The sequence below is a fragment of the Nocardioides sp. dk884 genome (genome assembly GCF_009557055.1).
In the GTDB taxonomy this organism is placed as follows: Bacteria; Actinomycetota; Actinomycetes; order Propionibacteriales; family Nocardioidaceae; genus Nocardioides.
Genome location: NZ_CP045649.1, coordinates 1,131,376 through 1,154,519 on the forward strand (window position 1 = coordinate 1,131,376; position 23,144 = coordinate 1,154,519).

At 71.4% G+C, this 23,144-nt stretch carries 20 protein-coding genes and 1 pseudogene; 8 read left to right on the forward strand and 13 right to left on the reverse strand.

Features of this window, described 5'->3' with window-relative positions; all coding sequences use genetic code 11:
* Positions 1 to 941 precede the first annotated feature (941 nt).
* The gene (locus GFH29_RS05540) at positions 942 to 1,310 is read left to right on the forward strand and encodes a hypothetical protein (protein ID WP_153322415.1); all 369 of its coding nucleotides are present in this window, start codon (positions 942 to 944) and stop codon (positions 1,308 to 1,310) included.
* 667 nt (positions 1,311 to 1,977) lie between these two features.
* Here GFH29_RS05540 and GFH29_RS05545 read toward each other — a convergent pair.
* The 5 genes from GFH29_RS05545 to GFH29_RS20440 all read right to left on the reverse strand — a co-directional run bounded on the left by GFH29_RS05545 (position 1,978) and on the right by GFH29_RS20440 (position 5,167).
* On the reverse strand, positions 1,978 to 2,178 hold the full coding sequence (locus GFH29_RS05545; protein WP_153322416.1) for a hypothetical protein: 201 nt from the start codon (positions 2,176 to 2,178) through the stop codon (positions 1,978 to 1,980).
* A gap of 128 nt (positions 2,179 to 2,306) precedes the next feature.
* Positions 2,307 to 2,480: a hypothetical protein gene (locus GFH29_RS05550; protein WP_194289023.1), complete on the reverse strand. Its 174-nt coding sequence runs from the start codon at positions 2,478 to 2,480 to the stop codon at positions 2,307 to 2,309.
* A gap of 181 nt (positions 2,481 to 2,661) precedes the next feature.
* Positions 2,662 to 3,264 carry a hypothetical protein gene (locus GFH29_RS05555; protein WP_153322417.1) on the reverse strand — a complete coding sequence of 201 codons (603 nt, stop codon included), beginning with the start codon at positions 3,262 to 3,264 and terminating at the stop codon, positions 2,662 to 2,664.
* The gene (locus tag GFH29_RS05560) at positions 3,261 to 4,445 is read right to left on the reverse strand and encodes a hypothetical protein (protein WP_153322418.1); all 1,185 of its coding nucleotides are present in this window, start codon (positions 4,443 to 4,445) and stop codon (positions 3,261 to 3,263) included. The genes GFH29_RS05555 and GFH29_RS05560 overlap by 4 nt, the downstream gene beginning before the upstream one ends.
* Positions 4,446 to 4,492: 47 nt before the next feature.
* The gene (locus GFH29_RS20440; RefSeq protein ID WP_194289022.1) at positions 4,493 to 5,167 is read right to left on the reverse strand and encodes an ABC transporter ATP-binding protein; all 675 of its coding nucleotides are present in this window, start codon (positions 5,165 to 5,167) and stop codon (positions 4,493 to 4,495) included.
* 306 nt (positions 5,168 to 5,473) lie between these two features.
* Here GFH29_RS20440 and GFH29_RS20895 point away from each other — a divergent pair.
* Positions 5,474 to 5,539: pseudogene (locus GFH29_RS20895) on the forward strand (zinc-ribbon domain-containing protein); the annotation flags it as partial.
* 120 nt (positions 5,540 to 5,659) lie between these two features.
* Positions 5,660 to 7,078, forward strand: coding sequence for a hypothetical protein (locus tag GFH29_RS20445; protein WP_228387782.1), 1,419 nt, complete (start codon positions 5,660 to 5,662; stop codon positions 7,076 to 7,078).
* A gap of 73 nt (positions 7,079 to 7,151) precedes the next feature.
* Here GFH29_RS20445 and GFH29_RS05575 read toward each other — a convergent pair whose 3' ends face one another.
* Entirely contained in the window at positions 7,152 to 8,057 is a 906-nt protein-coding gene (locus tag GFH29_RS05575) for a DNA-processing protein DprA (RefSeq protein ID WP_194289020.1), read from the reverse strand.
* Between the two features lie 91 nt (positions 8,058 to 8,148).
* Between GFH29_RS05575 and GFH29_RS05580 the strand changes: the two genes are divergently transcribed.
* From GFH29_RS05580 to GFH29_RS05595, 4 genes are all read left to right on the forward strand, one after another.
* Positions 8,149 to 9,138: a methylenetetrahydrofolate reductase gene (locus GFH29_RS05580; protein ID WP_228387783.1), complete on the forward strand. Its 990-nt coding sequence runs from the start codon at positions 8,149 to 8,151 to the stop codon at positions 9,136 to 9,138.
* On the forward strand, positions 9,135 to 9,923 hold the full coding sequence (locus GFH29_RS05585) for a class I SAM-dependent methyltransferase (protein ID WP_153322423.1): 789 nt from the start codon (positions 9,135 to 9,137) through the stop codon (positions 9,921 to 9,923). Before GFH29_RS05580 ends, GFH29_RS05585 begins: the two co-directional genes overlap by 4 nt.
* Before the next feature lie 83 nt (positions 9,924 to 10,006).
* A complete protein-coding gene (locus GFH29_RS05590; protein ID WP_153322424.1) occupies positions 10,007 to 10,540 on the forward strand; it encodes a hypothetical protein in 534 nt (177 codons plus the stop codon).
* A gap of 178 nt (positions 10,541 to 10,718) precedes the next feature.
* The gene (locus tag GFH29_RS05595; RefSeq protein WP_153322425.1) at positions 10,719 to 15,872 is read left to right on the forward strand and encodes a lectin-like domain-containing protein; all 5,154 of its coding nucleotides are present in this window, start codon (positions 10,719 to 10,721) and stop codon (positions 15,870 to 15,872) included.
* Between the two features lie 14 nt (positions 15,873 to 15,886).
* Here the strand turns inward: GFH29_RS05595 and GFH29_RS05600 are convergent, their stop codons facing one another.
* From GFH29_RS05600 to GFH29_RS05630, 7 genes are all read right to left on the reverse strand, one after another.
* The gene (locus GFH29_RS05600; RefSeq protein WP_153322426.1) at positions 15,887 to 16,714 is read right to left on the reverse strand and encodes a hypothetical protein; all 828 of its coding nucleotides are present in this window, start codon (positions 16,712 to 16,714) and stop codon (positions 15,887 to 15,889) included.
* Between the two features lie 111 nt (positions 16,715 to 16,825).
* The gene (gene nadE, locus GFH29_RS05605; protein ID WP_153322427.1) at positions 16,826 to 17,635 is read right to left on the reverse strand and encodes an ammonia-dependent NAD(+) synthetase; all 810 of its coding nucleotides are present in this window, start codon (positions 17,633 to 17,635) and stop codon (positions 16,826 to 16,828) included.
* Entirely contained in the window at positions 17,632 to 18,516 is an 885-nt protein-coding gene (locus tag GFH29_RS05610) for an NUDIX hydrolase (RefSeq protein ID WP_228387784.1), read from the reverse strand. Before GFH29_RS05610 ends, nadE begins: the two co-directional genes overlap by 4 nt.
* Before the next feature lie 60 nt (positions 18,517 to 18,576).
* The gene (locus tag GFH29_RS05615; protein WP_153322428.1) at positions 18,577 to 19,173 is read right to left on the reverse strand and encodes an isochorismatase family protein; all 597 of its coding nucleotides are present in this window, start codon (positions 19,171 to 19,173) and stop codon (positions 18,577 to 18,579) included.
* A gap of 34 nt (positions 19,174 to 19,207) precedes the next feature.
* Complete coding sequence (locus GFH29_RS05620) at positions 19,208 to 20,572, reverse strand: nicotinate phosphoribosyltransferase (protein ID WP_153322429.1); 1,365 nt, start codon at positions 20,570 to 20,572, stop codon at positions 19,208 to 19,210.
* Between the two features lie 119 nt (positions 20,573 to 20,691).
* Positions 20,692 to 21,204, reverse strand: a complete 513-nt coding sequence (locus tag GFH29_RS05625; RefSeq protein ID WP_194289018.1) for an SRPBCC family protein — start codon at positions 21,202 to 21,204, stop codon at positions 20,692 to 20,694.
* A 124-nt stretch (positions 21,205 to 21,328) separates the two neighbouring features.
* Entirely contained in the window at positions 21,329 to 21,715 is a 387-nt protein-coding gene (locus tag GFH29_RS05630) for a VOC family protein (protein WP_153322431.1), read from the reverse strand.
* 143 nt (positions 21,716 to 21,858) lie between these two features.
* Between GFH29_RS05630 and GFH29_RS05635 the strand changes: the two genes are divergently transcribed.
* A complete protein-coding gene (locus GFH29_RS05635) occupies positions 21,859 to 23,121 on the forward strand; it encodes an HNH endonuclease signature motif containing protein (protein ID WP_153322432.1) in 1,263 nt (420 codons plus the stop codon).
* Positions 23,122 to 23,144 lie beyond the last annotated feature (23 nt).

A 23,144-nucleotide genomic window follows, 5' to 3' on the forward strand; every position in this document is an offset into this window, starting at 1 on the left:
GCCTCAACTGCAGGTCGGGCTTTGAGTTCCGGCCGTGCTTGCTCGCCGCTCACTGCGTGGCATCGGCAGAACGCGCAAGGCCCCCTCCAGGGCGAGCAAGACCTTCGCAGCGCTGACACTTGGTGCGCTGCGCGATCAACCGAGTCGACCGGTCGACGTCGCCGCGATCTCCCCCTGCATCGTTCTCGCTGCGCGAGTGCTGACCGGACCGGCGGTTCGTCGCCCTCACGCGGGTGGGCTGCTTCGGTCTGTTGGACAAGCCCCGGGACGCGGCGACGCGTTCTACTGAGCGGCAGGACCTGTCGGCAGCCGAGTCGGCGCCGCCGGTGCCACTTCTTGGGAGCGCGCCGGGCCACAGGGCAGCCACACAAGGCCCAGTGACGACAGACATCCGACGGTCGTTGCCACGGGCGGTCGGGGCGCGACAAGCTTCGGCCGTTTCCCTTAGACGTGCTGAGAAACCTGTGGCCGCCTGCGCCGATCGACTCCCACGGCCATTCTGCCCACTATGACGCAAGTGCGCACGAGCCGATCCCTCTGGCCGTCGATCGCGCACCTACGTCAGTTTCGGTCGTCTTCGCCCGCGTCTGCACTCAGGAGCTCATGCGTCTTGAACTCACGACCGCTGGCAAGCTTCCAACGGACGGTGGTAGCAATCTCCGCCGTGACGTGTTTGCCGAGAGCGGGCCAAGGGTGACGCCGACATCGGGATCGACCGAGAGCCGGAGCTTCTCGCCTTCATCCGTCGTTAGTCGGCAGAGGTCTTTGCCATCGATAACGGTGTGAAGTCCCGACCGTGACCCCTGACATGACTACGGCCGCCAATGCGCGACCAAATCTTCTGCTACGTCTCATTGTTCCCCCGAGATGAGTCTGCTGAGTGCTGAGACCACAGGGCAGAATTACGTGACATGACAGCACTTTGCTCAACTGATCGGCGCGTGAAGCAGGCTGTGTTCTCGGCGACGCTTCTCGTTGTCGGGCTTGCCGCGTGCACGGGCGAAGGTTCGGACGCAGAGAAGCAGGCGCTCGAGACGTTCCAGACAGATGTGCAGCAAGACCTCGTGCTGCTGGATGCACGGACCAACCCCAAAGGAGTGAGAGCCCAGGTCGAAGGGCTGCTTTCAAGTGCTGCCGAGGTGAACGGGGTAACGATCGAGGACTGGGACTTCACCGGCCAGCGGGGCGAACTCCGTGCGGAGGTGCAGGTCAGCACCAATGTTGGGGAGGCAGGTGGCAACGATGTCTCAAGCGCAGTCTTCTACCTTTACCTCTCTCCCGAGCACACTCGTTTCGAGGTTGCCTCCTAGCGTCCGACTGGAGCCGCGCCGAGTGACCAAGTGAGCGAAGCGCCGCACCGTCACTCGGACGTGCGGTGCAAGGTCGGCGACGTTCCGGGTGTGCAATCTCGCGAGGCTGGTCCGGGCTCAGTTCCTTAGCCGCCCCGAGGCCCCGGGCGTTCCTCGGTGAGGTGCTCAGCCTCCTCGTCCTGCGTGCTAGTCACGATCTAGGTGCTGCAGGCTCCGAGGATCTGTGAATGACACATCGGGTTGGCCCTCGCGGATTCTCGGCGGGTCCAGGGCGGTGCGCGCTCCTCCCAATGGTCCTACCGACGATTCGGCTTACCGAGGGTAGGAAGCCCCGCCGAGGCGGCTCGGACGGAGTTGCTCTCGCGCGGCGCGCATACCTGGCACAAAGACGACGTAAAGGCGGTGTTCGGACGAGTCGCACCGCAGCCTCGGCACCGACCTCCCGGCTTTGATTCGTGCCTCACCGCGCGTAGTTGTTCCCACTGGGCGGCCATGAGATCGAGCGTCTTCCGGGAGTCGCCTCGCATTTTGTCCCGTATCTGCGACAGCGTCTGGATGCGAGATACGGCACCGGGGACGTCTCCAGATCTGATCGCCAGGCCGATAGGGACTGCTGCACGCATCGGTGACACGTCTCGATGCAGCAGCCCCGAACGCCCACCGGCGCTCAGCGCCCGAACGCTGATATCAGCGCCCCTACGACGAGGACGGCGATCAGCAGGACCGTGGTCCACTGAATCCTGGCTCGGCCGCCGCTGTCTCTCTCCGGGCTGCTGACCGCCTGCGGCTGCTTCATCAGGCCGTCGCGGCGCCCCCGGAGGGTCAGGTGGGTGGCTATCTCGTCCAGGAGTGCGTCGATCTCGTCCATGGCGTACCCCTCCGTCATGCGGACGACCGCAAAACGGGCAGCCGCGATGCTCGCGGTCCCCAGCTGAGGAGAGGGCGACTCCAGGTCGGCGACGAGCTGGTCGATGCGAGCTGGGGCACCTGTGCCGCCTAGATGGGGATCCCGCGCTGCTCGCCGGGACGGTGCAGGAGACGCTCGTCGAGCTCGCGGCGCCGGCACCGGTCCGCGAACTGCGCTCCGGCAGCCTCGTCGCGCGCGAGCGCGGCGTACTCCTCCGGGGTGAGCCGGTAGTGCTCCTCGTAGTCGACGCCCCCGTTGCTCACCGGGATCGAGAGGTAGGGCTCGCTGGTGGTCTCGACGACGCCGAGGGCGAAGCGGCCGTCAGGCGATTGGTCGCTCGCTTCGCGTCTGCCCTGTCCCTCGTCCGCATGTCCTGTTCCTCTCCCGAGCGGCGGGGCACGAAACGAGCATCCCTGCAGTGACGCTGCCGCTCGTCGCCAGTCTTCAATCGTGCGAGCGGTGGGTGGCCGCGAGGTTCACCGCAGCGTTGTCCAGGAGGATGAGGGCGAGTGCGGCGAGGCACGCCAGGACCCCGACGAACAGCGCCCACGTCGGGTGTCCGTCGGGTTGGAGGATTCGTATGTAGGGGCCCGCGGGTGCGTCTCTTCCGTAGAAGGACGTCACGATCAGCAGGCTGGTCGATGCCAGCGCTCCTGCCGCCGAACCGGCTCTCATGGCGAACATGCACGCGATCCCGGTGAGGATCAGGACGTGCCCGGCTGTGCCGGTCGCCGACTCATCCGGTCCAGTGGCCGCGGTGAAGACCCCGACCCCGACCGCTGCCAGGGCCAGCAACAAGCCGGCATCGAGGATCAGGGTGCGCCGTGCCGGACGGGCCTCGGCTGACTGGGTCTTCGACCCGAAGCAGTCCGCCACCCCGATCGCCCAGATCAACGGGATGAGGGTGCTCCACAGCATCATCCCGTCGGTGCCGACCACCACGGGCATCACGAAGAAGCGGTTCTGCAGGGCGAAGAGGACCACCCCGCACAGGAGCGCCGCACCCAGGGGCGCCGCGACCCGGCGGGTGCGCAGCCACGGTGTCATGCCGATGGCCAGCAACGAACCTGGTCCAGGCCCTCGGTGAACCATGCGCCGAGCTCTCGGCCGCCGAACTCCTGCACCACCTCGCTGGCGGCCTTCAGGGTCTCCTGGGGGAACTCGGCGGCAAGCTCCGCGGTGGAGACTCCCTGGGCACGTGCCAGCACCACCGATCTCTCGTAGAACGCCTGACCCTCTCCGGCCGCACACGAAGTCTTCTGCTGTTCGATGTAGCCCTCTGCCAGCATCAGGCGCAGTCCGGCGGGATCGGTGGTGCCATCGACTCGCAGATACAGAGCGTCCGAGGCCTGTTGCCGGTCCTGTCCGATGGTGGTGATCCGGGGCAGCCCCCAGCTCTCGAGGGTGGTGTTCATCGAGGCGGTTGCCTCGACGACCTCCTCAGCCCGGTCAGCTACCTCGGGCCACAGACATACCTTGAGGCCATGGTGCGTGGTGCAGGTCAGCGGGGTGCTCCTGTCTTGGGTGACCATGAGTCCCATCGGTGCTGTGGACGTGTGGAGGTAGCCGGCGCTGAGCCCGACCGCGAGAAGCGGCACCGCGAGCATGACCGGGACCGCAGCAAGGCGAGGTGTGCGGTCCCAGGTGCGCCGGCCCAGGCAGGCGATCGCCCCGAGCGCGACGGTCGCGGCCAGGATGAGCACGGCCACGATCCCGCTGCTCGCCGGACGCGCGGTGGGAGCGAACCCATCGATGGTGGGACTCATGTGGTGCAGCAGCGGTGAGCCAGTGGAAGGCAGGTAGCTGATCCACATGAAGCAGGCGATGGTGGAGGCCGGCACCGCGATGACGACCGGTAGTGCCCAGGCCGAGACCGCGCCTAGCAGCGCACACGCCGCCAGTACCGCGAAGAACACCACCATCAACTGCGCAGAGACCAGGTCGGTGGGGAGCGCGCGAGCGGACAGCAGCACCGCCGCACAGCAGACCAGCGGACCGCCGATCAGCAGCGGCCAGCCCCCGGTGAGAAGGACAGCAACCCCTGACCGGCTGCTGCGCATCGTCCGGTGGAACCTGGGGCGGCCACGGAACCAGAACGCGGCGAACCCGGCCAGCAACGGCCCGCTGTAACACAAGGCGATGCCGGCCGCGGAGATGTCGGAGACGACGTAGCCCGAGTGCGCGGAGTAGTTTGCGGTCGACATCCACATCCCCAGTGCGAACAGCACCGGGACGAACCACAGGGCGCCAGAGGACCGGACAGCAGCGAAGGGCCTCAATGTCGGCCTCCTCCGATGAGCTGCATGAAGATCTCGGCCATCGAGGATGCTGCGTCGGTCCCGAGCGCACGGAACTGCTCGACGGTGCCGTCGAACCGGATCGTTCCGTCGTTGAGCACCACGACCCGGTCCACGTCGGCGGCCAGGTCGTCGACCTGGTGAGTGGAGATGACCACGCCACCGGGGGCCTTCAGGTTCCGCATCAGAGCGCGAAAGTTCAGCGCCTGGGCCGGGTCGAGTCCCACGGTCGGCTCGTCGAGCAGGAGCACGGGCGCCTGTCGGACGAGTGCCTGGGCGAGCCCCAGCCGTCGCAGTTGCCCGCCCGAGAGACGGTCGGCGCGCTCCGCCACCTTCTCCTCCAGGTCGACGGCGCCGAGCGCCTCGCGGGCCCTGCTTCGCGCGTCGCGTGGGTTCGCGCCCGCCAGCCACGCGACGTACTCGATCTGCTCGAGGACGTTCAAGCCACGCGCAGGCTGGACGTCCTGGGGCATCCAGCCCACGCCCTCGTAGAGCGCCCGCCGGGTGGTGACGCCGTCCAGGGCGACTGATCCCCGCTGCGGCCGTTCGAAGCCACTCAAGAGCTTCAGCAGCGTCGACTTTCCGGCCCCGTTGGGTCCCAGCAACAGGGTGGTCTGTCCAGGCGCCACTGCCCACTCGAGGTTCTCGAACACTCGACGAGGACGGCGGCGCCCGTAGGCGAAGCCGAGACCCGAAACAGTCAGCAACTCGGCTCCACCCCGTTCGACAGCCTCATCTCGCAGACGGGCACATGCTGCCAGTCGGCGGGCCCGGGCGATCGGTCTTTCATCAACAGTGACCGTCCGGCTGCCCGGTCGGACGTCGCCATCGACCGGTGCGCCGTCGACCGGGTGCGCCGTCGATGCGCCCGTCAACCCAACCGAACATTTTCCCGCGCATGTCCGGGGTTTGTGCGTAAGGTCCCCCCGGCATTCGGACTTAATCAAAGGACCCTCGACGTGAACTTCTGCAGCAACTGCGGCCACCAACTGGCTGAGGGGGCGTTGGTCTGCAGCAACTGCGGCGCCACGATCACCCAGGCCCTCAGCGCCACGCCGACGACCGCTCAGCCGACGTCTCCGCCTCCGCCGGCTGCCCCGCCCGCGGCCCCGCAGGCGCGACCCGCCGCGGCGGGTGAGGGGGCCGTGACCTTCGACGCCCAGCAGTACCTTCGACGTCTCCTCGTGGGGAACTGGATTGGCGCAGGAGTCGTCGCCGCCGCCACGCTCGCGGTGGCCGGGGTTTTCTCCGTGATCCTGGCGCTGCTGATCAAGCCTGAAGGGTTCGGGCTCGACAACACCCTCACGCTCACCGCGACGCTGATGACGGCGGCGTTCGGTGCCGACCTGCTGGTCTCTCCGACCGGCGACCTGGACCTGGACGCCCTCGGTTATGTCGGGGCGTTCCCGCTGACGATCACCTTGGCCTCCCTCGGCGTCGCCGTGTTCGTGTTCCGACGCATCACCGCGACGTACACCAGCGCGGCCGTTGCCGCAGGCGACGCGCTGCGTGCCGCGATCATCACCGGCATCGGCGCGGCGTTCGTCGCCCTGATCTTCCGTGGCGACAACGACGCCCTCGGGGCCGGCCTGGGGGACCTCGAGGCTGACGACAGCGACTACCTCATCAGCTGGGGCACCTCGGTCGCCGGTTCGTTGTTCATGCCGATCGTCATGGTCGCCTTCGTGCTGACTCTGTCGTGCGTGATGCGTCGTGACTGGCTGCACCCGAAGCTGCAGCTGGTCCACGACTGGGTCGCCGTCCCCCTCGCCGCGTTCACCGGCCTGATCGCGTTGCTGCCGATCGCCGGCGCGCTGTGCCTCGCGGTCATCTTGCTGTTCGGCGACGGGATGGAAACCTCCGAGCTGACCTCGGATGAGTGGATGACGCTGACCGGGCTCGGTATCGCCTACCTGGCCAATCTCGGTTTCGGCCTGATCGGGCTCGGCGCCGGTGTGCCCCTCGGATCGAACGGCAGCGCCTCCTACTCCGGCGGTGGCGAGTCGGGCATCGAGCGGTTCAGCGAGATGCACCGCCTCACCTGGTGGACCGGTGAAGGTGACGAACCGGGGCTGTGGATCGCTGTCGGTGTCATGCCTGTGTGGCTGCTCATCGGCGCGTTCCTGGTCGCTCGAGCCACGAAGTCGCGCCCGAACGTGGTGCGCAACCAACTGGTGTGGGTGGGCTCCTTCCTGGTGTTCATCCCCCTTCTGGTGCGCCTGAGCGCCGTGCACGCCGGCGCGCGCGTTGAGGCGGACGTGAGTGAGGACCCGATCGACGTGGGCGTGCTCTACTTCGAGAGCGGCGAGTTCGACGGGTCGATGTACGCCGGTCCGTCCGGTGTCGCCGCCACCTTCCTGCTGCTCGTGTTCGCGTTCCTGGCTGCGCTCGTCGTGTCCGCAGCGATCGGGGCGCTGGACGTCAAGGAGCTCTCCGCCAAGGCGGGATCTCTGGCCAAGAGCATCCAGACCCAGCCGGGAACCCCGCCGCAGGCACCCGGCACCGCGCCCACCCACGGCGCCCCGTCCGGCAACCCGACGACTCAGCAGCCTCCGCACAACTGAGGCCGGGTCAGCTTCATCTGCCGACGACCGACGCGGTGGAGGGTCCGGCCGCCTGAGGCGTCGCGGCCGCCGTCTAGGAGATGGCGTCCAGCAGGTCGGCGAGGTCACGACCCGAGGACAGCATGCGCGGGGCCGGGTGGCCGGCCAGGAGCGCGAGGCTGCCGGCGTTCTCCTCCTCGCGGCGCTCTGGCCCGTCCGGTACGGCGGGGATCGCGAGGATCCGGCCCTGCTCGACGGTGAAGCGAGCCGTCGCCATCGCCCCCGACGCCGGCCCGCACTGGACGAGCACCGTCGCGGGGCAGAGCCCGGACTGGAGACGGTCGCGCGCGAGGAGCGAGCGGGTGCTGGCAGGCGTCCCCGGGACCTGCTCGCTGAGCAGGCAGCCGCCGGCCTCGAGGATGCGTTCGGCGTCGGCCCGGTGCTCCTCGGGGAAGATCCGGTCGATGCCGGACCCCAGGACGGCGGTCGTGTGGCCCTCGGCGCGCAGCACGGCGCGGTGGGCCGCGATGTCGATACCGAGTGCGAGGCCGGAGACGACGCTCACGCCGGTGTGCGCTGCCGCGGCCGCGATGCCCTCGGCCGTCCGGACGCCCCACGCGGTCGCCGCGCGGGTGCCGACCACGGCGATCCGTCGGGCGGGATCGGGCAGCGAGCCGCGGGCCCACAGCACCGCCGGCGGGTCCTCGATGTCCCGCAGCGCGGCGGGGTACCCCGCGTCGAAGTAGCCCAGCAGCCGCACCGACCCGTCGTCGTCCACGGGCACGATCCGGACCTGCTGGTCCGCAGCGATCCCGGCCGCCGATCGCCGCTCCTGCGGTGACGCGGCGTTGAAGGCCTCCGCGGTGCCGAAGACCGCGGCGAGGCGGATGGCGCGCTGGTCGCCGACGCCCGGCAGCGCCCGCAGCGCCAGCAGGCCGGCGGCGGTCCGCAGGTCCGCAGCCCCCGGCGGCCCGTTCGCACAAGGTCCGTGCTCGGCCATGGCGCCACTGTCGCAGACATCGGCACGCATGTGGCGGCGGTGCCGGGGACACCGAGGCTGCGTGTCCGGTGAACAGGGGTGCCCGAAGCGGATGACGTTCGGGCCGTGCGGAGGCGTCCGCGACGACGCCTCCTGCGAGCTCGACCGGCGCCCGTGCCCCTTCGCGCAACCCCCGGCCGAGGTGGTGCGCTGGCCTGCCGAGACGGCGCCACCGGGCCGGTCCAGCCCGCCCAGCCGGTTGCTGGACGCGGCCCGGTCCGGCCCCGTCGTGCTGAGCGACCTCACCACCCCGGCGTACGACTCGGCGGGCCTGGCCGCGGTCGTCGACGTGCTGTGCGGGTCGTGCGACGCGGTCCTGGTGGGGGAGCACCAGAGCCGTCCCGACTTCCCACCGGCGCTGATGTCCACGCTGGTCGCGCAGGCGGGTGGGACGCCCTGGGTGACCCTGACCTGCCGGGACCGCAACCGGGTGGTGCTGGAGCAGGAGCTGGCCGGCCTCGCCCTGACCGGCGTCGACGGCGTGCTGTGCGTGACCGGCGACGTGCGCGCGCCCGGCGTGCGCTCCGGGGTGAGCCAGGTCTTCGACCTCGACGGCACCCGACTCGCCGCGCTGGCGCGCGAGCGCGGCCACGCCGTCGCGGTCCCCGAGGCGCCGGCCGCCGTACCGCGGGCGCTCCGCCCGGCCCGGCTGCTGCAGAAGCAACGCGCCGGCGCGCACCTCGGGGTGCTCAATCACGTGGCCACGCCGCGTGAGGTGGCGGACTTCGTCGCGGCCGCCCGGGCGCTCGGGGTGACCATCCCGGTGATCGCCGCCGTCGCCGTCTACACCGACGAGCGTTCGGCCCGCGTCCTGCAGCGCTTCCCCGGCCTGCACCTCGAGGATGACCGCGTCGAGGCGGTGCTCGGAGCACCCGACGTGCGCGAGGCCGGGATCGAGGCGGCGGTGGCCGAGGCCCGGGCGCTGCTCGCGGTCGAGGGGGTGGTCGGGGTGAACCTCTCCGGCCTCGCCTCCGGCGAGGGCGAGCTGGCCGGCGCACGGGTGAAGGCGGAGATCGGCGAGCGGATCCGGGAGGGACGATGAGCGAGCGTGACCCGATGGTCGACGAGTTCGACACGGTGGCGGCGTGGACCGCGGACGCGGTCGAGGCGTTGGGCCCCGACCACGCCCTGCCCGCCGCCTGCCGCGGCAGCGGGAGTCCCGCCGCCCTGGACTGGCTGGCCGACGCGATGGGGGTGGACGCCGGCACCCGCCTGCTGGACTCCGGGGCGGGGGTCGGCGGGCCCACGGCGTACCTCGCCCGCACCCGCGGTACCCGGCCGGTGCTCGCCGAGCCGATGGTCGGCGCCTGCCGGGCGGCGGGTCGGCTCTTCGGGAGCCCGGTGGTGGTGGCCGACGGGGCGCGGCTGCCGTTCGGCGCCGACACGTTCGACGCCGCGTGGTCGCTGGGCGTGCTGTGCACCCTGGAGGACAAGCGCAGCTACCTGCGCGAGCTCGCGCGGGTCGTCCGCAGCGGCGGCGCGGTCGGGCTGCTGGTCTACACCCGGGCCGTCGACCAGCTCCCCGACCAGCCGGAGGGCAACTGGTTCCCGAGCCGTGCCGAGCTCGTCGCGGACCTCGACGCGTGCGCGCTGAGCGTGCTCGAGGAGGCGCCGCTGGACGACCTTCCCGGCACGCCCGAGGACTGGCAACGAGCAGCCGATGCCGTCGAGGTGGAGGTCGAGCGGGTGCACGGCGAGGACCCGCGATGGGTCCGGGCCGACGAGCAGCAGCGGACCATCGCGTCACTGATCGAGGACGGTCTCGTCGTCGGGCTGCTGGTGAGCTGTCGCCACGAGGGACGCGGCGCCGAGGCGCGGACGGCCTGAGCGCCGGTCAGCACCTCCGCGGGGGCGCCGCCACCGGTGACGACGAAGGGTCCAGGTCGTCTCGGGAGTGGGTACTTGTCGGCATGCTGACACGAGTGCTGGTCGAGGGTGTTGTCTCGGGCGCGGCCGGGATGGTCGCGATGACGGTCGGCGAGGTGGTGGAGCAACGGCTCACCGGACGACCGGACTCCCATGTCCCGGCCCGGGTGCTGGAACGCGTGCTCGGCGCCCAGGACCACCACGGGCCCTCGCTGCGAGGCATGAACCTGTTGATGCACTTCGGCCAGGGGATCGCCCTGGGGCCCCTGCGGTCGCTGATGGCGCACGTCGGGCTGCGTGGACCGGTGGCGTCGGCGAAGTTCACAGTGGTGCGCCTGACGAACGACCAGATCCTGGAGAACGCGACCGGCGTGGGCGCGCCACCTCAGACCTGGCCGCGGTCGGAGCTGGTCCTCGACCTCGTCCACAAGGCCGTCTACGGGTTCGCCACGGGCCTGGTCGCCGACGCACTCGCCGCTCGACGGGGGCCGGGGCCCGGGCAGCGTCATGCCGCCGTCGCCCCCGGGCGTCGTACCGGGGTCGGCCCGATCCCGCGGGACGAGGCGATGGCGCGGTAGGCCGGGCGACGTGGGCCGCGCGACGCGGACCGTTCGACGGGTGGCGCGCGGATGAGGTACGCGGTACGGGTTGTGGATATCCGTGACCAGGGTCACAGTGGAGGGACGGTTCGTCGATCACTCGGAGGACGCCGTGGCCAGGATTCGACGACTTACCGCTCTGTGGATCGCGTGGGCGATGACAGTCGCCACGCTTGCTGTGGTCACCGGCGCGAGCCTGGCCCCGGCGGCCGCTGACCCACCGACGGGTGGGACCACGATCGTCGACGAGACGTTCACCGGCCGCTCGGTGGCGGACCCGGCGTGGACGGTGCAGGGCGACACCTGCCTGACCGGGGCCCTCACCGCGCCGCCGGCGGGCGCGGCCCAGATCCCCACCTGCGCGAGGCACCGCACCGGCCCCGTGCCAGGCCTCGGCGTCACCCCCGGCTACCTGCAGCTCACCGACACGACCACCCAGCGAGCCGGAAGCGTGCTGTACAACAGCCCGATCCCGGCGACCGCCGGCGTGACCATCACCTTCGACCAGTTCCAGTACGGCGGCACCGGCGCCGACGGCATCGGGTTCTTCCTCGTCGACGGCTCCACCGACCTGACCGAGACCGGTGCGCCGGGCGGGAGCCTGGGCTACGCCCAGCGCATCATCGACGACGTCACGGAGCCAGGCGTCGCGGGCGGCGTGCTCGGCGTCGGCCTGGACGCCTTCGGCAACTACTACGACGACGGCGAGGGGCGGGGCCGCGGCTGCCCCGAGAGCGAGCGCTCGCCCTCGACGGCAGAAGGCGCCGTGGCCCCGAACGTGATCACCGTGCGCGGACCCGGGGACGGTGCGACCGGCTACTGCTACCTCGCCTCGACCACCCCGGAGAACCCGGCAGACCCGGACGATCCCGGCACGACCCTCAACGGCGGCGACGGGACCCTGCGCGCCCGCACCCTCGCGGCGTCCTGGCGCCAGGTGAACATCACCGTCACCCCGGCACCCGACCCGCGGATCATCGTCCAGGTCCGCTACAACCCCAGCAACCCCAACAGCCCGTGGATCACCGAGCTCGACATCCCGGCACCGGCCGACCTGCCGAGCACCTACAAGTTCGGGCTCTCGGGCTCCACCGGCGGCCAGACCGACGTCCACCTGATCCGCAACGCGGTCGTGCGTTCGGTCAACCCGCTCGCGCAGCTGCAGCTGGAGAAGCAGGTCGACCGCAGCGCCGGGGCGCTGCCGGCCGTGATCACCGCCGGGACCGTCATCCCCTACCAGTACACCGTCACCAACGCCGGGCAGGAGCCCCTGTCGACCCTGGCGATCGCCGACGACACCATCACCGGCCCGATCACCTGCGACGCCACCACCCTGGTCCCAGCGCCAGCGGCCGGGTCGACCACCGTGTGCCGGGGCACCTACACGGTCACCGCCGCCGACGTCGAGGCCGGGGAGGTCGTCAACGTCGCCACGGCCAACGCGCAGAATCCCGCGGGCGACCCGGTCACCTCCCCGGAGGCCACGGTCACCGTGCCGCTCGTCTCGAGCCTCGACCTGGACAAGGAGGTGCAGACCCCGGGGCCGTACGAGGCGGGCCAGGAGGTCGAGTACCTCTACACCGTGACCAACACCGGCGGCTCGACGATCACCAACATCGCCGTCACCGACGACCGCGTCTCCTCCGCGGCGCTCGTGTGCGAGGCCAACGTGCTCGCGCCCGGCGCCTCGACGACCTGCACGGGCACCTACACCGTCGACACCAGGCAGGCAGATCCGTCGGGGAGCATCGTCAACACCGCCGTCGCGAGGGGCGAGACCCCCGTCGGGCAGGAGGTCGAGTCGCCCGAGGCGCAGGCCAGCATCGGGGTCAACACCGACATCGCGGTCACCAAGACCGTCGACGACCCCGAGCCGGCGGTCGGCGACACGGTCACCTTCACCGTCACCGCGACCAACAACGGACCGGCGATCGCCACCGACGTCGTCATCACCGACCTGCTGCCCGAGGGGCGCCTGGCGCTGCTGAGCTCGAGCACGGCCGGTCCTCAACCGTCGACGTACGCCGCCGGCACCGGCGCCTGGTCGATCCCGAACCTGGCCGTCGGCAACGCCGTGACCCTCACGATCACCGCCCGGGTCGACACCAACGGGGTGGTCTCCAACACCGCGAGCCTGACCAGGCTGGACCAGCTGGACACGAATGCCGCCAACAACAGCGCGACCGTGACCCTGAACCCCGCGTCCCTCGACCTGGCGGTGACGAAGGAGGTCATCGGGTCCGCGCAGGTCGCGGCGGGGGAGCCGGTGACGTTCCGGGTGACCGTCACCAACCTCGGGCCGCGTCCCGGCACCGGCATCACGGTGACCGAGGAGCTGCCCCCGGGGCTGACCTACCGGCCCGGGGACTCCGGCGGCACCGGTACGTACAACCCGGCCACCGGCATCTGGACGATCGGCGCCCTCGCCGTCGGGGCGTCCGCGACGTTCGACTTCGTCCTCGACACCACCGCCCCGGGCACCTTCACCAACGCCGTCAGCATCGCCAGCGTGTCACCGACCGACATCAACAGCGCCAACGACTCCGCGTCGGCGAGCGTCGACGTACGCACCCCCATCGCCGACCTCGCCATCGTCAAGGGTGTCTCCGACGAGGAGACCGTCGTCGGCGACACCGTCACCTACACGGTCACCGTCCTCAACCGGGGACCCGACACCGTGCGCGACGTCTTCGTCACCGACACCGGCCCGGAGGGGATCACGATCCTCGACAGCACCCCCTCGCAGGGCACCGTCGACCTCCCTGGCGGGCGCTGGGACGTCGGCACGCTGGCCTCCGGGGCGAGCGCCACGCTGGCCATCACCGCGCGGCTCGACACCGAGGGCACCAAGGTCAACGTCGTCACCGTGGCCGCGCCGCTGCTGGACGACCCCACCCCGGCCGACAACGAGTCCTCGGCCACGGTCACCACCCTGGGACCGGCGGTCGACGTGGCCGTCACCAAGGACGTCGCCCGTCCCGACGGCGACGATGACGTCTCGGCCGTCCCGCTGGACGAGGACGTGGTGTTCACGGTCACCGCGACCAACAACGCCGTCGCGGGGGCACCCGCGACGGCGGCCACCAACGTGGTCTTCGACGACGTCCTGGAGGAGGGGCTGACGTACGTCTCGTCCACCGGCGACGGCACCTTCGACCCGGAGACCGGCTCGTGGAGCATCGACTCGCTGGCCGTCGGGGCGAGCGCCACCCTCACGATCCGGGCCACCGGGACCGTCGTCGGGCAGCGCAGCAACACCGTCGGCCTGAGCACCCTCGACCAGCGCGACGTCGATGAGACCAACAACTCCGCCTCGGCCACCGCGACGTTCGTGGAGCTCGCCGACCTGGCGATCACCAAGACCGTCGACCAGCCGGTCGCCCAGCCGGGGGACACGGTCGTCTACACGATCACGATCACCAACAACGGCCCCAACGCCACCGACGACACGGTCACCGAGGACCCCGCGCTCATCCAGGCCAACATCACCGGGCACACCACCGACAACGGGACCTTCGACGAGGCGAACCGCATCTGGACCATCCCGCGGCTCGAGGCAGGGGCAACGGCGACGCTGGAGGTGTCCGTCCTCATCAGTGCCGACGCGTCGGGGAACTACCGCAACCTGGTCGCGATCCAGGAGTCCCGGGTCGACGACCCGGACCCGAGCAACAACACCGACAACGCCGAGCTGTTCGTCCCGGCTGCCGACATCGCCGTCGAGAAGACCGTCGACGACCCCACCGCCGTGGTCGGCGAGACCGTCACCTTCACCGTCGGCGTTCGCAACCTCGGCCCGGACGCGGCCGAAGCCGTCACCGTCGACGACCTCCTGCCTGCCGGGCTCACCTACGTCAGCAGCACCGCGACGGTGGGGGACTACGACCCCGACACGGGGGTGTGGACCATCGGCGACCTCGACCCGGCCGACCTGCCCGCCACCGATCCCCAGGCGGAGCTGCAGATCGTGGCCCGCGTCGCCCAGACCGGTGCGCTGACCAACACCGCGGACTCCGACCGGTCCGACGGGCTCCCCTACGACCCCGACCCGACCAACAACTCCGACTCTGCCACCGTCAACGGCGACGAGGATCCCGCGCTCACGATTGCGAAGACCGCGCGTCCCCGCACCGTCTCCGCGGCCGGGCAGCGGGTGACCTACCGGTTCCGCATCACCAACACCGGCGATGTCGCCCTCAGCGCCGTCGCGGTCGTGGAGGGCCGGTTCACCGGCGCCGGCAACCTGCCGACGCCGACCTGCCCGCCGGGGGCCAACAGCCTGGCTCCCGGGGCGAGCGTCACCTGCACCAGCGTCTACGTCGTGCGCGCGGCTGACCTGTCCGCGCGCCGCCTGCGCAACACCGCGCGGGCCACCGGCAACGATCCCCTCGGTGAGCCCACGACGTCCGCTCCCGACGACGCCGTGGTCACGATCAACCCGCCCGCCGAGCCGGAGATCTCGACCCGGACCTCCGACACGCGGGTCAAGCCCGGGGAGGCCTTCCACGACCGGGTCCGCCTGACCGGGCTCGCGCGGGGCACGTCGGTCCCGGCGACCGCCCGCCTCTACGGGCCGTTCACCTCGCGGGCGGCCGCCACCTGCGGGCCGGGCAAGCTGGTGCGCACGGTCAGGTGGCGGGCGAGTGCCGGCTGGAGCCGCACCGCGTCGGTGCGGATCAACGAGCCGGGCGTCTACACCTGGCGGGTGACGACGCGGGCGACCGCGGCCAACACCGCCGCGACCAGCCGCTGCGGGCTCGCCTCGGAGACGACGACCGTCGCGAAGCCGTCGTACGACGTCCCGGTGGTCAACGGCGGGTTCGCCGGCGTCCTCCCGGGTCTCGGCGCGGAGCGTCGTGCCCCGACAGTGGTGCGGGGCCCGGGCTTCGGCCTGGACGCCACGGTCATCCCCACGACGATCGCCCGCGGGGAGATGAGGCTTCCCGGCGACGTCGACGTCACCAGCTGGCTGCGCAAGTCCGCGGGGTACGGCGACAAGATCGGCACCTCGGTCATCGCCGGGCACGTCTCGGACCGCAGCGACCGCCCGGGCGCCATGTGGGGCCTGCGTCGCGCCCAGCGCGGCCAGGCGGTCACCGTCACCCAGGCCGGCACGACCTACCGCTACCGGGTGACCGGCACGTCGACGTACCCCCGCACCCGCAAGCTGCCGCACCGGTTCTTCCAGACCACCGGCGCCCACCGGCTCGTGCTGATCAGCTGCACCGACCGGGTCCGCTACGCCAACGGGCACTTCCACTACACGAAGTACAAGGTGGTCGTGGCCGAGCCGGTCCGCAGGAAGCGCTGAGCCGGCGGGCGCCGTCAGATGAAGACCGCGCGCTCGCCCAGCACGCTCGCGGTGGCCTCGGAGAGGTCGGCATAGAGGACGAGCTCGGTGAGGCTGGTGAACCGGCCCAGCTGCTGGCGCGCGTCGGCGACGCTGGCCACCTCGGCGGCCGACAGTCCGGCGAGCGGTCCGAGGTGGTCGGTGGGGATGGCGTTGAGGTCCAGCAGCCCGCCGTCGTCGAGGTCGCGCGGCAGGTCCGGACGCCCGACCCGCAGCGTGCGAGCCAGGGACGGGTCGCGCCGCGCGAGCTCGCGGTACTCCTCGCGCAGCTGGCGTCGCGCCAGCTCCTCCGCGACACCGGGGAGCGCTGCGCGGGGCTGGGTGTTGCGCACCAGCACCGCGACGGTGACCGCGAGCACCAGGTTGATGAGCAGCGCGATCGCGCCGAGGTCGGCGGCGAGCCCCGTGGGGGTCTGGTGCTCGTCCACGTCCGCCGTCGAGGTCAGCACGATGCCGGTGAGCTCCAGCGCGGCGAGGGCGCCCGCGGTGAGGAACATCCGTTTGCGGAACGGTGCGTCGTCCGGGCGTTGTCGGGCCGCCCAGAGCGGGGGCACGAACCCGGCCAGGCCACACGACGCCGCGGCCACCGCGACCATCGTGGTGCCGCTGTTGCCGGCCGCCATCGCCGGCCTCCAGCCGGGCGCCGGCCCAGCTGGGCGTGGGTACGCCGCGGGGTCCGGCACCCACAGCCGCCAGCCGGGCGGGGCGGGTCCCCACGCGGGATCGGGGCGCCAGCCCGGCGGCGGCGCCCAGCCGGCCGGTGGGCGCGGCCAGTTCGGGGGCGGGTTGTAGCGAAGGCCCATCGGAACCCCCTGGCTCTGCGGCCGTGCCGCTGCTCGCGTGGTGGGATGAGTGGTCCGTGCCCGGGCGGGCCCCCGAGAAAACCTCACCGCCGTCCGGCGGGAGCGGGACGGTCAGGGCGCCGCAGGAAGCTCGCGCTTGTGGCGTGTGCGCTCGTAGGCGGACTCGATGATCCCGGCCACGTCCTCCCCGACGTCCTCGCCGGTGAGGTAGGCGTCGATCTGGCCGTAGGTGATGCCGTAGGCCTCCTCGTCCGGGAGCCCGGGTCGGTCGTCCTCGAGGTCGGCGGTCGGCGTCTTCTCGACCAGCTCCGCAGGGGCGCCCAGGGCGGCGGCGACCTGGCGCACCTGGGACTTGGTCAGCCCGGTCAGCGGAGCGATGTCGCAGGCGCCGTCGCCGTGCTTGGTGAAGAACCCCATCACCGCCTCCGCGGCGTGGTCGGTGCCGACCACGAGGGAGGAGGCGTGCGCGCCCACGGCGTACTGGGCGATCATCCGGGCGCGGGCCTTGACGTTGCCCCGGTTGAAGTCCTCCGCGGCCCGGGTCACCGGCGCCAGGACACCCTCGATGCCCGCCGTGACGGCGGCCTGCATCGCATCGACCGAGGCGCCGATGTCGACGGTGACCGTGCGGTCGGGGGAGATGAACCTCAGCGCGGCCTGGGCGTCGGCCTCGTCGCGCTGGGAGTGGTAGGGCAGCCGCACCGCGGTGAAGCGGGCGCCGGTGCGCGTGCATGCCTCCTGGGCGAGCTTGCCGGCCACCGTCGAGTCCACCCCGCCGCTGATCCCCAGCACATAGCCGGCCGCACCGGACCGGGTCAGGTAGTCGGCCAGGAACCCGATGCGCCGCTCGGCCTCGGCGTGCGGGTCGATGGACCCGACGACCCGGAGGGCCTCGATGATCTCGTGCTGCAGGGCGCTCATGACTGCTCCTCGGTCTCGGCAGGGGTGGTGCTGGTGTCGGTGCTGGCGTCGGTGCTGGGGTCGGTGCGCACGAGCGTCCCGGGGTCGAGGCGGCCCTCGTAGAGCCGGCCGCGGTAGGGCCGCAGGATCGGCGGGTGCAGCGTGGTCGCGCCGCCCGCGCGCAGCAGCGCGCTCGGGGCGCCGCCGGAGGGTCCGGACGGGCGCTTGTCGGGGAGCTCCTCGACGAAGCCCGGCGACTTGGAGACCTTGCGGTGGAAGTTCGGCGCCGGGAGCTTGGTGTCCCAGACGATGTCGTAGACGCGGCGCAGGTCGCCCCGGGTGAACGTCGGCTCGCAGAACGCGGTCGCCAGCGTCGTGTACTCCAGCTTGGCGGCGGCCCGCTCGAGGGCGTCGGCGAGGATCCGGGCGTGGTCGAAGGCCAGCGGGACCTGCTCCTCGACCAGGTCGCGCACCGCCCAGAAGCGTGCGTCCTCCGCGTCGGAACCGAACCGCGGCGTCTCCAGGCCGGGGATCATCGCGAGGTAGGCCACCGAGATGATCCTGGCCCGCGGGTCGCGGTGCGGGTCGCCGTAGGTCTGCAGCTGCTCGAGGTGACCGCGCGGGCTGGTCATCCCCGTCTCCTCCTGCAGCTCGCGCAGCGCGGCGTCGTACAGCGTCTCCTCCGGCTCCACGAAGCCGCCGGGCAGCGCCCACTTGCCGCGGTAGGGGAACCCCTTGCGCTTCACGAGCGGCACGCAGAGCTCGCCGTTGCGGATGGTGAGGACGATGATGTCGACGGTGGTGAACGTGCTCGGGTACGACGAGGGGTCGTAGGAGCGCAGGTACGCCGCTTCCTCCTCGCTCTCGGGGACGTAGGCGGGCAGGCGATCGGTCGGGGGCATCGGGTTCCTCGGGTCGGGTGGTGGGCCGTCAGTGCACATGGTGCCCAGGTCAGGAGTCGCTCAGCGGTCCAGGCCGAGACCGGTGCGCAGCTCCTCGGCACCCGCGGCGAGCATCTCGGTGCGGGCAGCGGCGCCGAGCTCGGCGGTCACCGGGACGGTCAGGTCGACCAGCAGGCGGGTGCGCAGCCCGGCCTTCAGTGCGTCGAGCACGGTCTCCTTCACGCAGTGGCTCTCGGCGATGCCGCACACGTCCACGGTGTCCACGCCGCGCTCGCGCAGCAGGTCGGCGAGCGGGGTGCCGGCCTCGTCGGTGCCGTCGAAGCCGGAGTACGCCGCGGCGTACGCACCCTTGAAGATCGTGAGGTCCGCGCCGCCGACCGCCGCCAGCGCCGCGGCCGTGGCCGGGTGGATCTCGGCGTTCGCGGTGCCGGCCACGCCGTGGGCCGGCCAGCTGTCGACGAAGTCGGGGGCGTCGGAGAAGTGGGCGCCGGGGTCGACGTGGCGGTCCTGGGTGGTGACGAGGACGTCGTAGCCGGCGCGGCTGGCACGGACGTGGGCGGCGACCGCCTCGGCCACGGCGTTGCCGCCCGCCACGGGCAGCTCGCCGCCCTCGCAGAAGGTGGGCTGGACGTCGACGATGAGAAGTGCGGTGCTCATGGTGGTGGTGTCCTCTCGGAGGGTCTGGTCTGAGTCAGGCACCGAAGGCGGCGGGGCCGTCGGCGAGGTCGCGTGCGGTCGGGTCGAGCTCGGCCAGCGCCCGGCGGTGCAGGGCGCGGCTCTGCTCGAGGGTCGGGCGGTGCACGCGTACGCCGTCGGCGTAGGCCAGCACCTGCAGGTCGCGGCCGGGGCGCTGGCCGGTCCCCGGGCGGACGGCGTCCTCGGGGACGACCTCCTCGGCGATGGCGAGGCCGTTCTGGTCGAGCAGGCGGCGGGCGCTCTTGCGGCCGCCGACCGAGGCCTTGCCGGGGGCGTTCTTGGCGACCGGGCGCAGGTCGCGGTCGGTCTCGTCGGGGGAGATGGCGACCAGCTTGTAGACCATCGAGGCGGTGGGGTGTCCCGAGCCGGTGACCAGGCGGGTGCCGACGCCGTAGACGTCGACGGGGGCCTGGGCGAGGTCGGCGATGCGGTACTCGTCCAGGTCGCCGGTGACCACGACCTTTGCGCCGCCTGCGCCCAGCTCGTCGAGCAGGCGGCGGGCGCGCACGGCCTCGGCCCCGAGGTCGCCGGAGTCGATGCGCACCCCGCCCAGCCCGGGACCGGCCACCGCGACCGCGTTGCGGATGCCCTGCTCGATGTCGTAGGTGTCGACCAGCAGCGTGGTCGACGGCCCGAGCGTGGCCACCTGGGCGGCGAACGCCTCGACCTCGGTGTCGTGGGCGAGGGTGAACGCGTGGGCGCTGGTGCCGACGGCCGGGACGCCGTACCGGTAGCAGGCCTGCAGGTTGCTGGTCGCGTCGAACCCCGCGACGTACGCCGCCCGGGCCGCGGCCACGGCGGCCTCCTCGTGGGTGCGGCGCGAGCCCATCTCCAGCAGCGTGCGGCCGCCGGCGGCGGTGACCATGCGCGAGGCCGCCGAGGCGATCGCGACGTCGTGGTTGAGGATCGAGAGGATCAGCGTCTCCAGCACCACGCACTCGCCGAAGCTGCCCTCGACGCGCAGGACCGGGGACCCGCCGACGTAGAGCTCGCCCTCGGGGTAGGCGTGGATGGTGCCGGTGAAGCGGTACCCGGCGAGCCACCTCGCGGTGGGGATGTCGATGACCTCGCGCTCGAGCAGCGAGAGCACCTGGTCGGGGGAGAAGGTGAACGACTCCACTGCCTCCAGGATCCGGTCGAGCCCGGCGACGACGCCGTAGCGGCGACCGCGCGGCAGGTGGCGGGCGAAGGCCTCGAAGACGCAGTAGCGCTGCGCGGTCCCGTCGGCGATGGCCGCGCGCAGCATCGTCAGCTCGTACTGGTCGGTGAGCAGGGCGGTGCTGGTGGTGCTGACAGTGCTGGCGGTGGGGCGGACGTCGAGGGTCCGGCGGGCGGCCGGGGCGGCGATCGTGGTGGGCATCGTGACCTCCTGCGGTTGATGTCAGTACGACAATAACCGGATGGTGTCACTTTGACAAGAACTTCGAACCAGAGAAGTTCCTGGGTCGCCGACGAGGTGCGTGCGCGGCGGCTGTCGGACTATCGAGTCGACGGGTTGGTCGGACCTGTTGGGCTAGTCCCGGAGCGCAGAGGCGGCGGGGGGGAGGTCTGCCAGTTGCGGAAGACGAACCGGTGCACCGACTTGAGGCCGACGAAGACCATGGCGTACCGCACCGGCTTGAGCCATCCCCGCGCTCGCACGGTCGTCGTGCGGCTGATCACCGTGCCTGCCGGATGCGGGGTCAGGGTGAACTCGTCGGTGAGTTGGTCGAGGTACCGCCCGAAGCCGAGGCTGGTCGACTCCATGTGGAAGCGCAGTCGGCAGGGCGGCTCCCAGACTGTGATGCGCTGGTGGACGGTGCCCTGTTCCGAGCGGCACTCGCGCTCCGCGCCGACGGCGCCCTCGCCTGAGGGCAGCGCGCATTCGTGTGGGCGGGGCGTGCCGAGGAAGAAGATCGGGCAGAGGGGGCGCAGTTGGAGCCGGGAGTCGCACAGCAGGCTCCACGCTCGCTCAGGGGGCAGCGGGACCACGCGCGTGGTGGTGACTCTCATGATGCTCCCGACCGTGCGCTCGACATTCGACGTCGGCGCTGACACTACGGCGTGGCAGTGCTGCCGTCGGCGCGAACGCGTCATGTTGGTCGTCCTCGCGAGGGGGCGAGGTCGGGCCTGCGCCCTAGGTGCGGCTCGGGCCGTTGAGCATCCACCGGTGGTCGAACGGGTCGCGGAAGACGGCGACCCGGCCACACGGTCCGTCCTCGGGGGAGCGGTCCATCCTGGCGCCGGCGTCGAGCGCCCTGGCGACCAGGGCGTCGACATCGGGCACGCCGAGGTGCAGCGTCACTGACGTGGCGCCGGCCGGGTCCGGCGCCTCGACCCCGAGGTCCGGGAACGGGTCGGCCATCATCCACCGCGCTCCGCCCGCGTCGAGCTCCACATGTCCGACGCGGCCGTCGTCCATGACGATCGGGCCGTCGGCCACGTGGGCGCCCAGGACGCCGGCGTACCAGTCCATCGCGGCTCGCGCGTCCCTCACGCACAGGTAGGGCGTCATGCTGTTCATGGGCGATCCTCTCGTCGGTGGAGTCGTTGCTCGGGCCGACCAACATTCCTGACAATACGCCCGCACCCCTTCCGATGCGTTTCGAACAGGAGTACGATTAGAGCAATGGCAGCACCTGTCCGGCCCTGATCTCGGAGGCGGCGATGACCGATCTGGTTCATCCCTATGTCGCCGGTGTCGAGCGCCTGGGTGTCGATCTCGATGAGCTCGTGAAGCTGGATCCGACGTTCTTGTCGTTGATCGACAAGCGGGAGGTCCTCCTGCTGATCGCGCGGGCGTCGTCGCGGGTGCGGGCGGTCGAGGCGCGGGTGATGGCGTGCGCTGACGACGTGGCGGACGCGGAGGGGTTCCGTGACGTGGCGTCGTGGGTGGCGCAGCGCTTGCAGGTGTCGGGCGCCTCGGCGCGGCGGGGGCAGCGACTCGGCGTCGCGTGCGAGCAGCGCTGGCACCGGGTCGGAGCGGCGCTGGTCGAGGGCGGGATGAGCATCGACCAGGGACACGTGGTCGTGGCGGCGTTGGACGAGGTCTGCTGCGCGGGCCGGCTGGTGGAGGCAACCGCCGACGAATGGCGCGAGGTGCTCGTCCGTGCCGAGGCCTACCTGGTCGAGCAGGCGGCCGACTTCGGGCCGCGTGCCTTGCAGCGGCTGGGCGAGCGGATCCTCGAGGTGGTGGCGCCGCAGTGGGTCGATGAGCTCGAGGAGCGTCGGTTGCGGGATGCGGAGCGGGCGGCGCGGCGACGTACGACGCTGAAGGTGCAGGGACTCGGTGACGGCACCGCGCTGATCAAGGCGCGGGTGCCCGAGAGCGTGGCGTTGCGGCTGACCACCCTGCTGGAGTCGTTCACGAACCCACGCAAAGCAGCCGAGGACAAGGCCGCGGACGACGGTCGCCGGGTGCCGTACGAACGGCGGTTGGGGGAGGCGTTCTGCTCCGTGTTGGAGTCTCTCGATCCGTCCCGGCTCCCGCTGCACGGCGGCGACGCCACCACGCTCGTGATCACGATCGACCTGAATGCCCTGGTCGAAGGACTCGGGTCGGCGACGCTGGCCGACGGGTCACGGATCACCGCAGGCGAGGTGCGGCGGCTGGCCTGCAGGGCCAATCTTGTGCCGGCGGTGCTGGGGACTCGTTCGGTTCCCCTCGATCTGGGGCGCGCGTCCCGTCTTTTCAGTCCGGGTCAGCGAAAGGCGTTGGCCATTCGGGATAAGGAATGTCGGGCGCACGGCTGCACGATTCCCGCGACGTGGTGCGAGGCGCACCATTCGAAGCCGTGGTCGGCGGGTGGAAAGACCGATCTCGACAACGGGATGCTGTTGTGTAGCCATCACCACCATCTGATCCACGACGAGCGCTATCTGCACCAGCAGATGCCGAACGGCGATATCCGGTTCGCCCGGCGGACGTGAGGGTCTCGACGAGCTCGGATGAC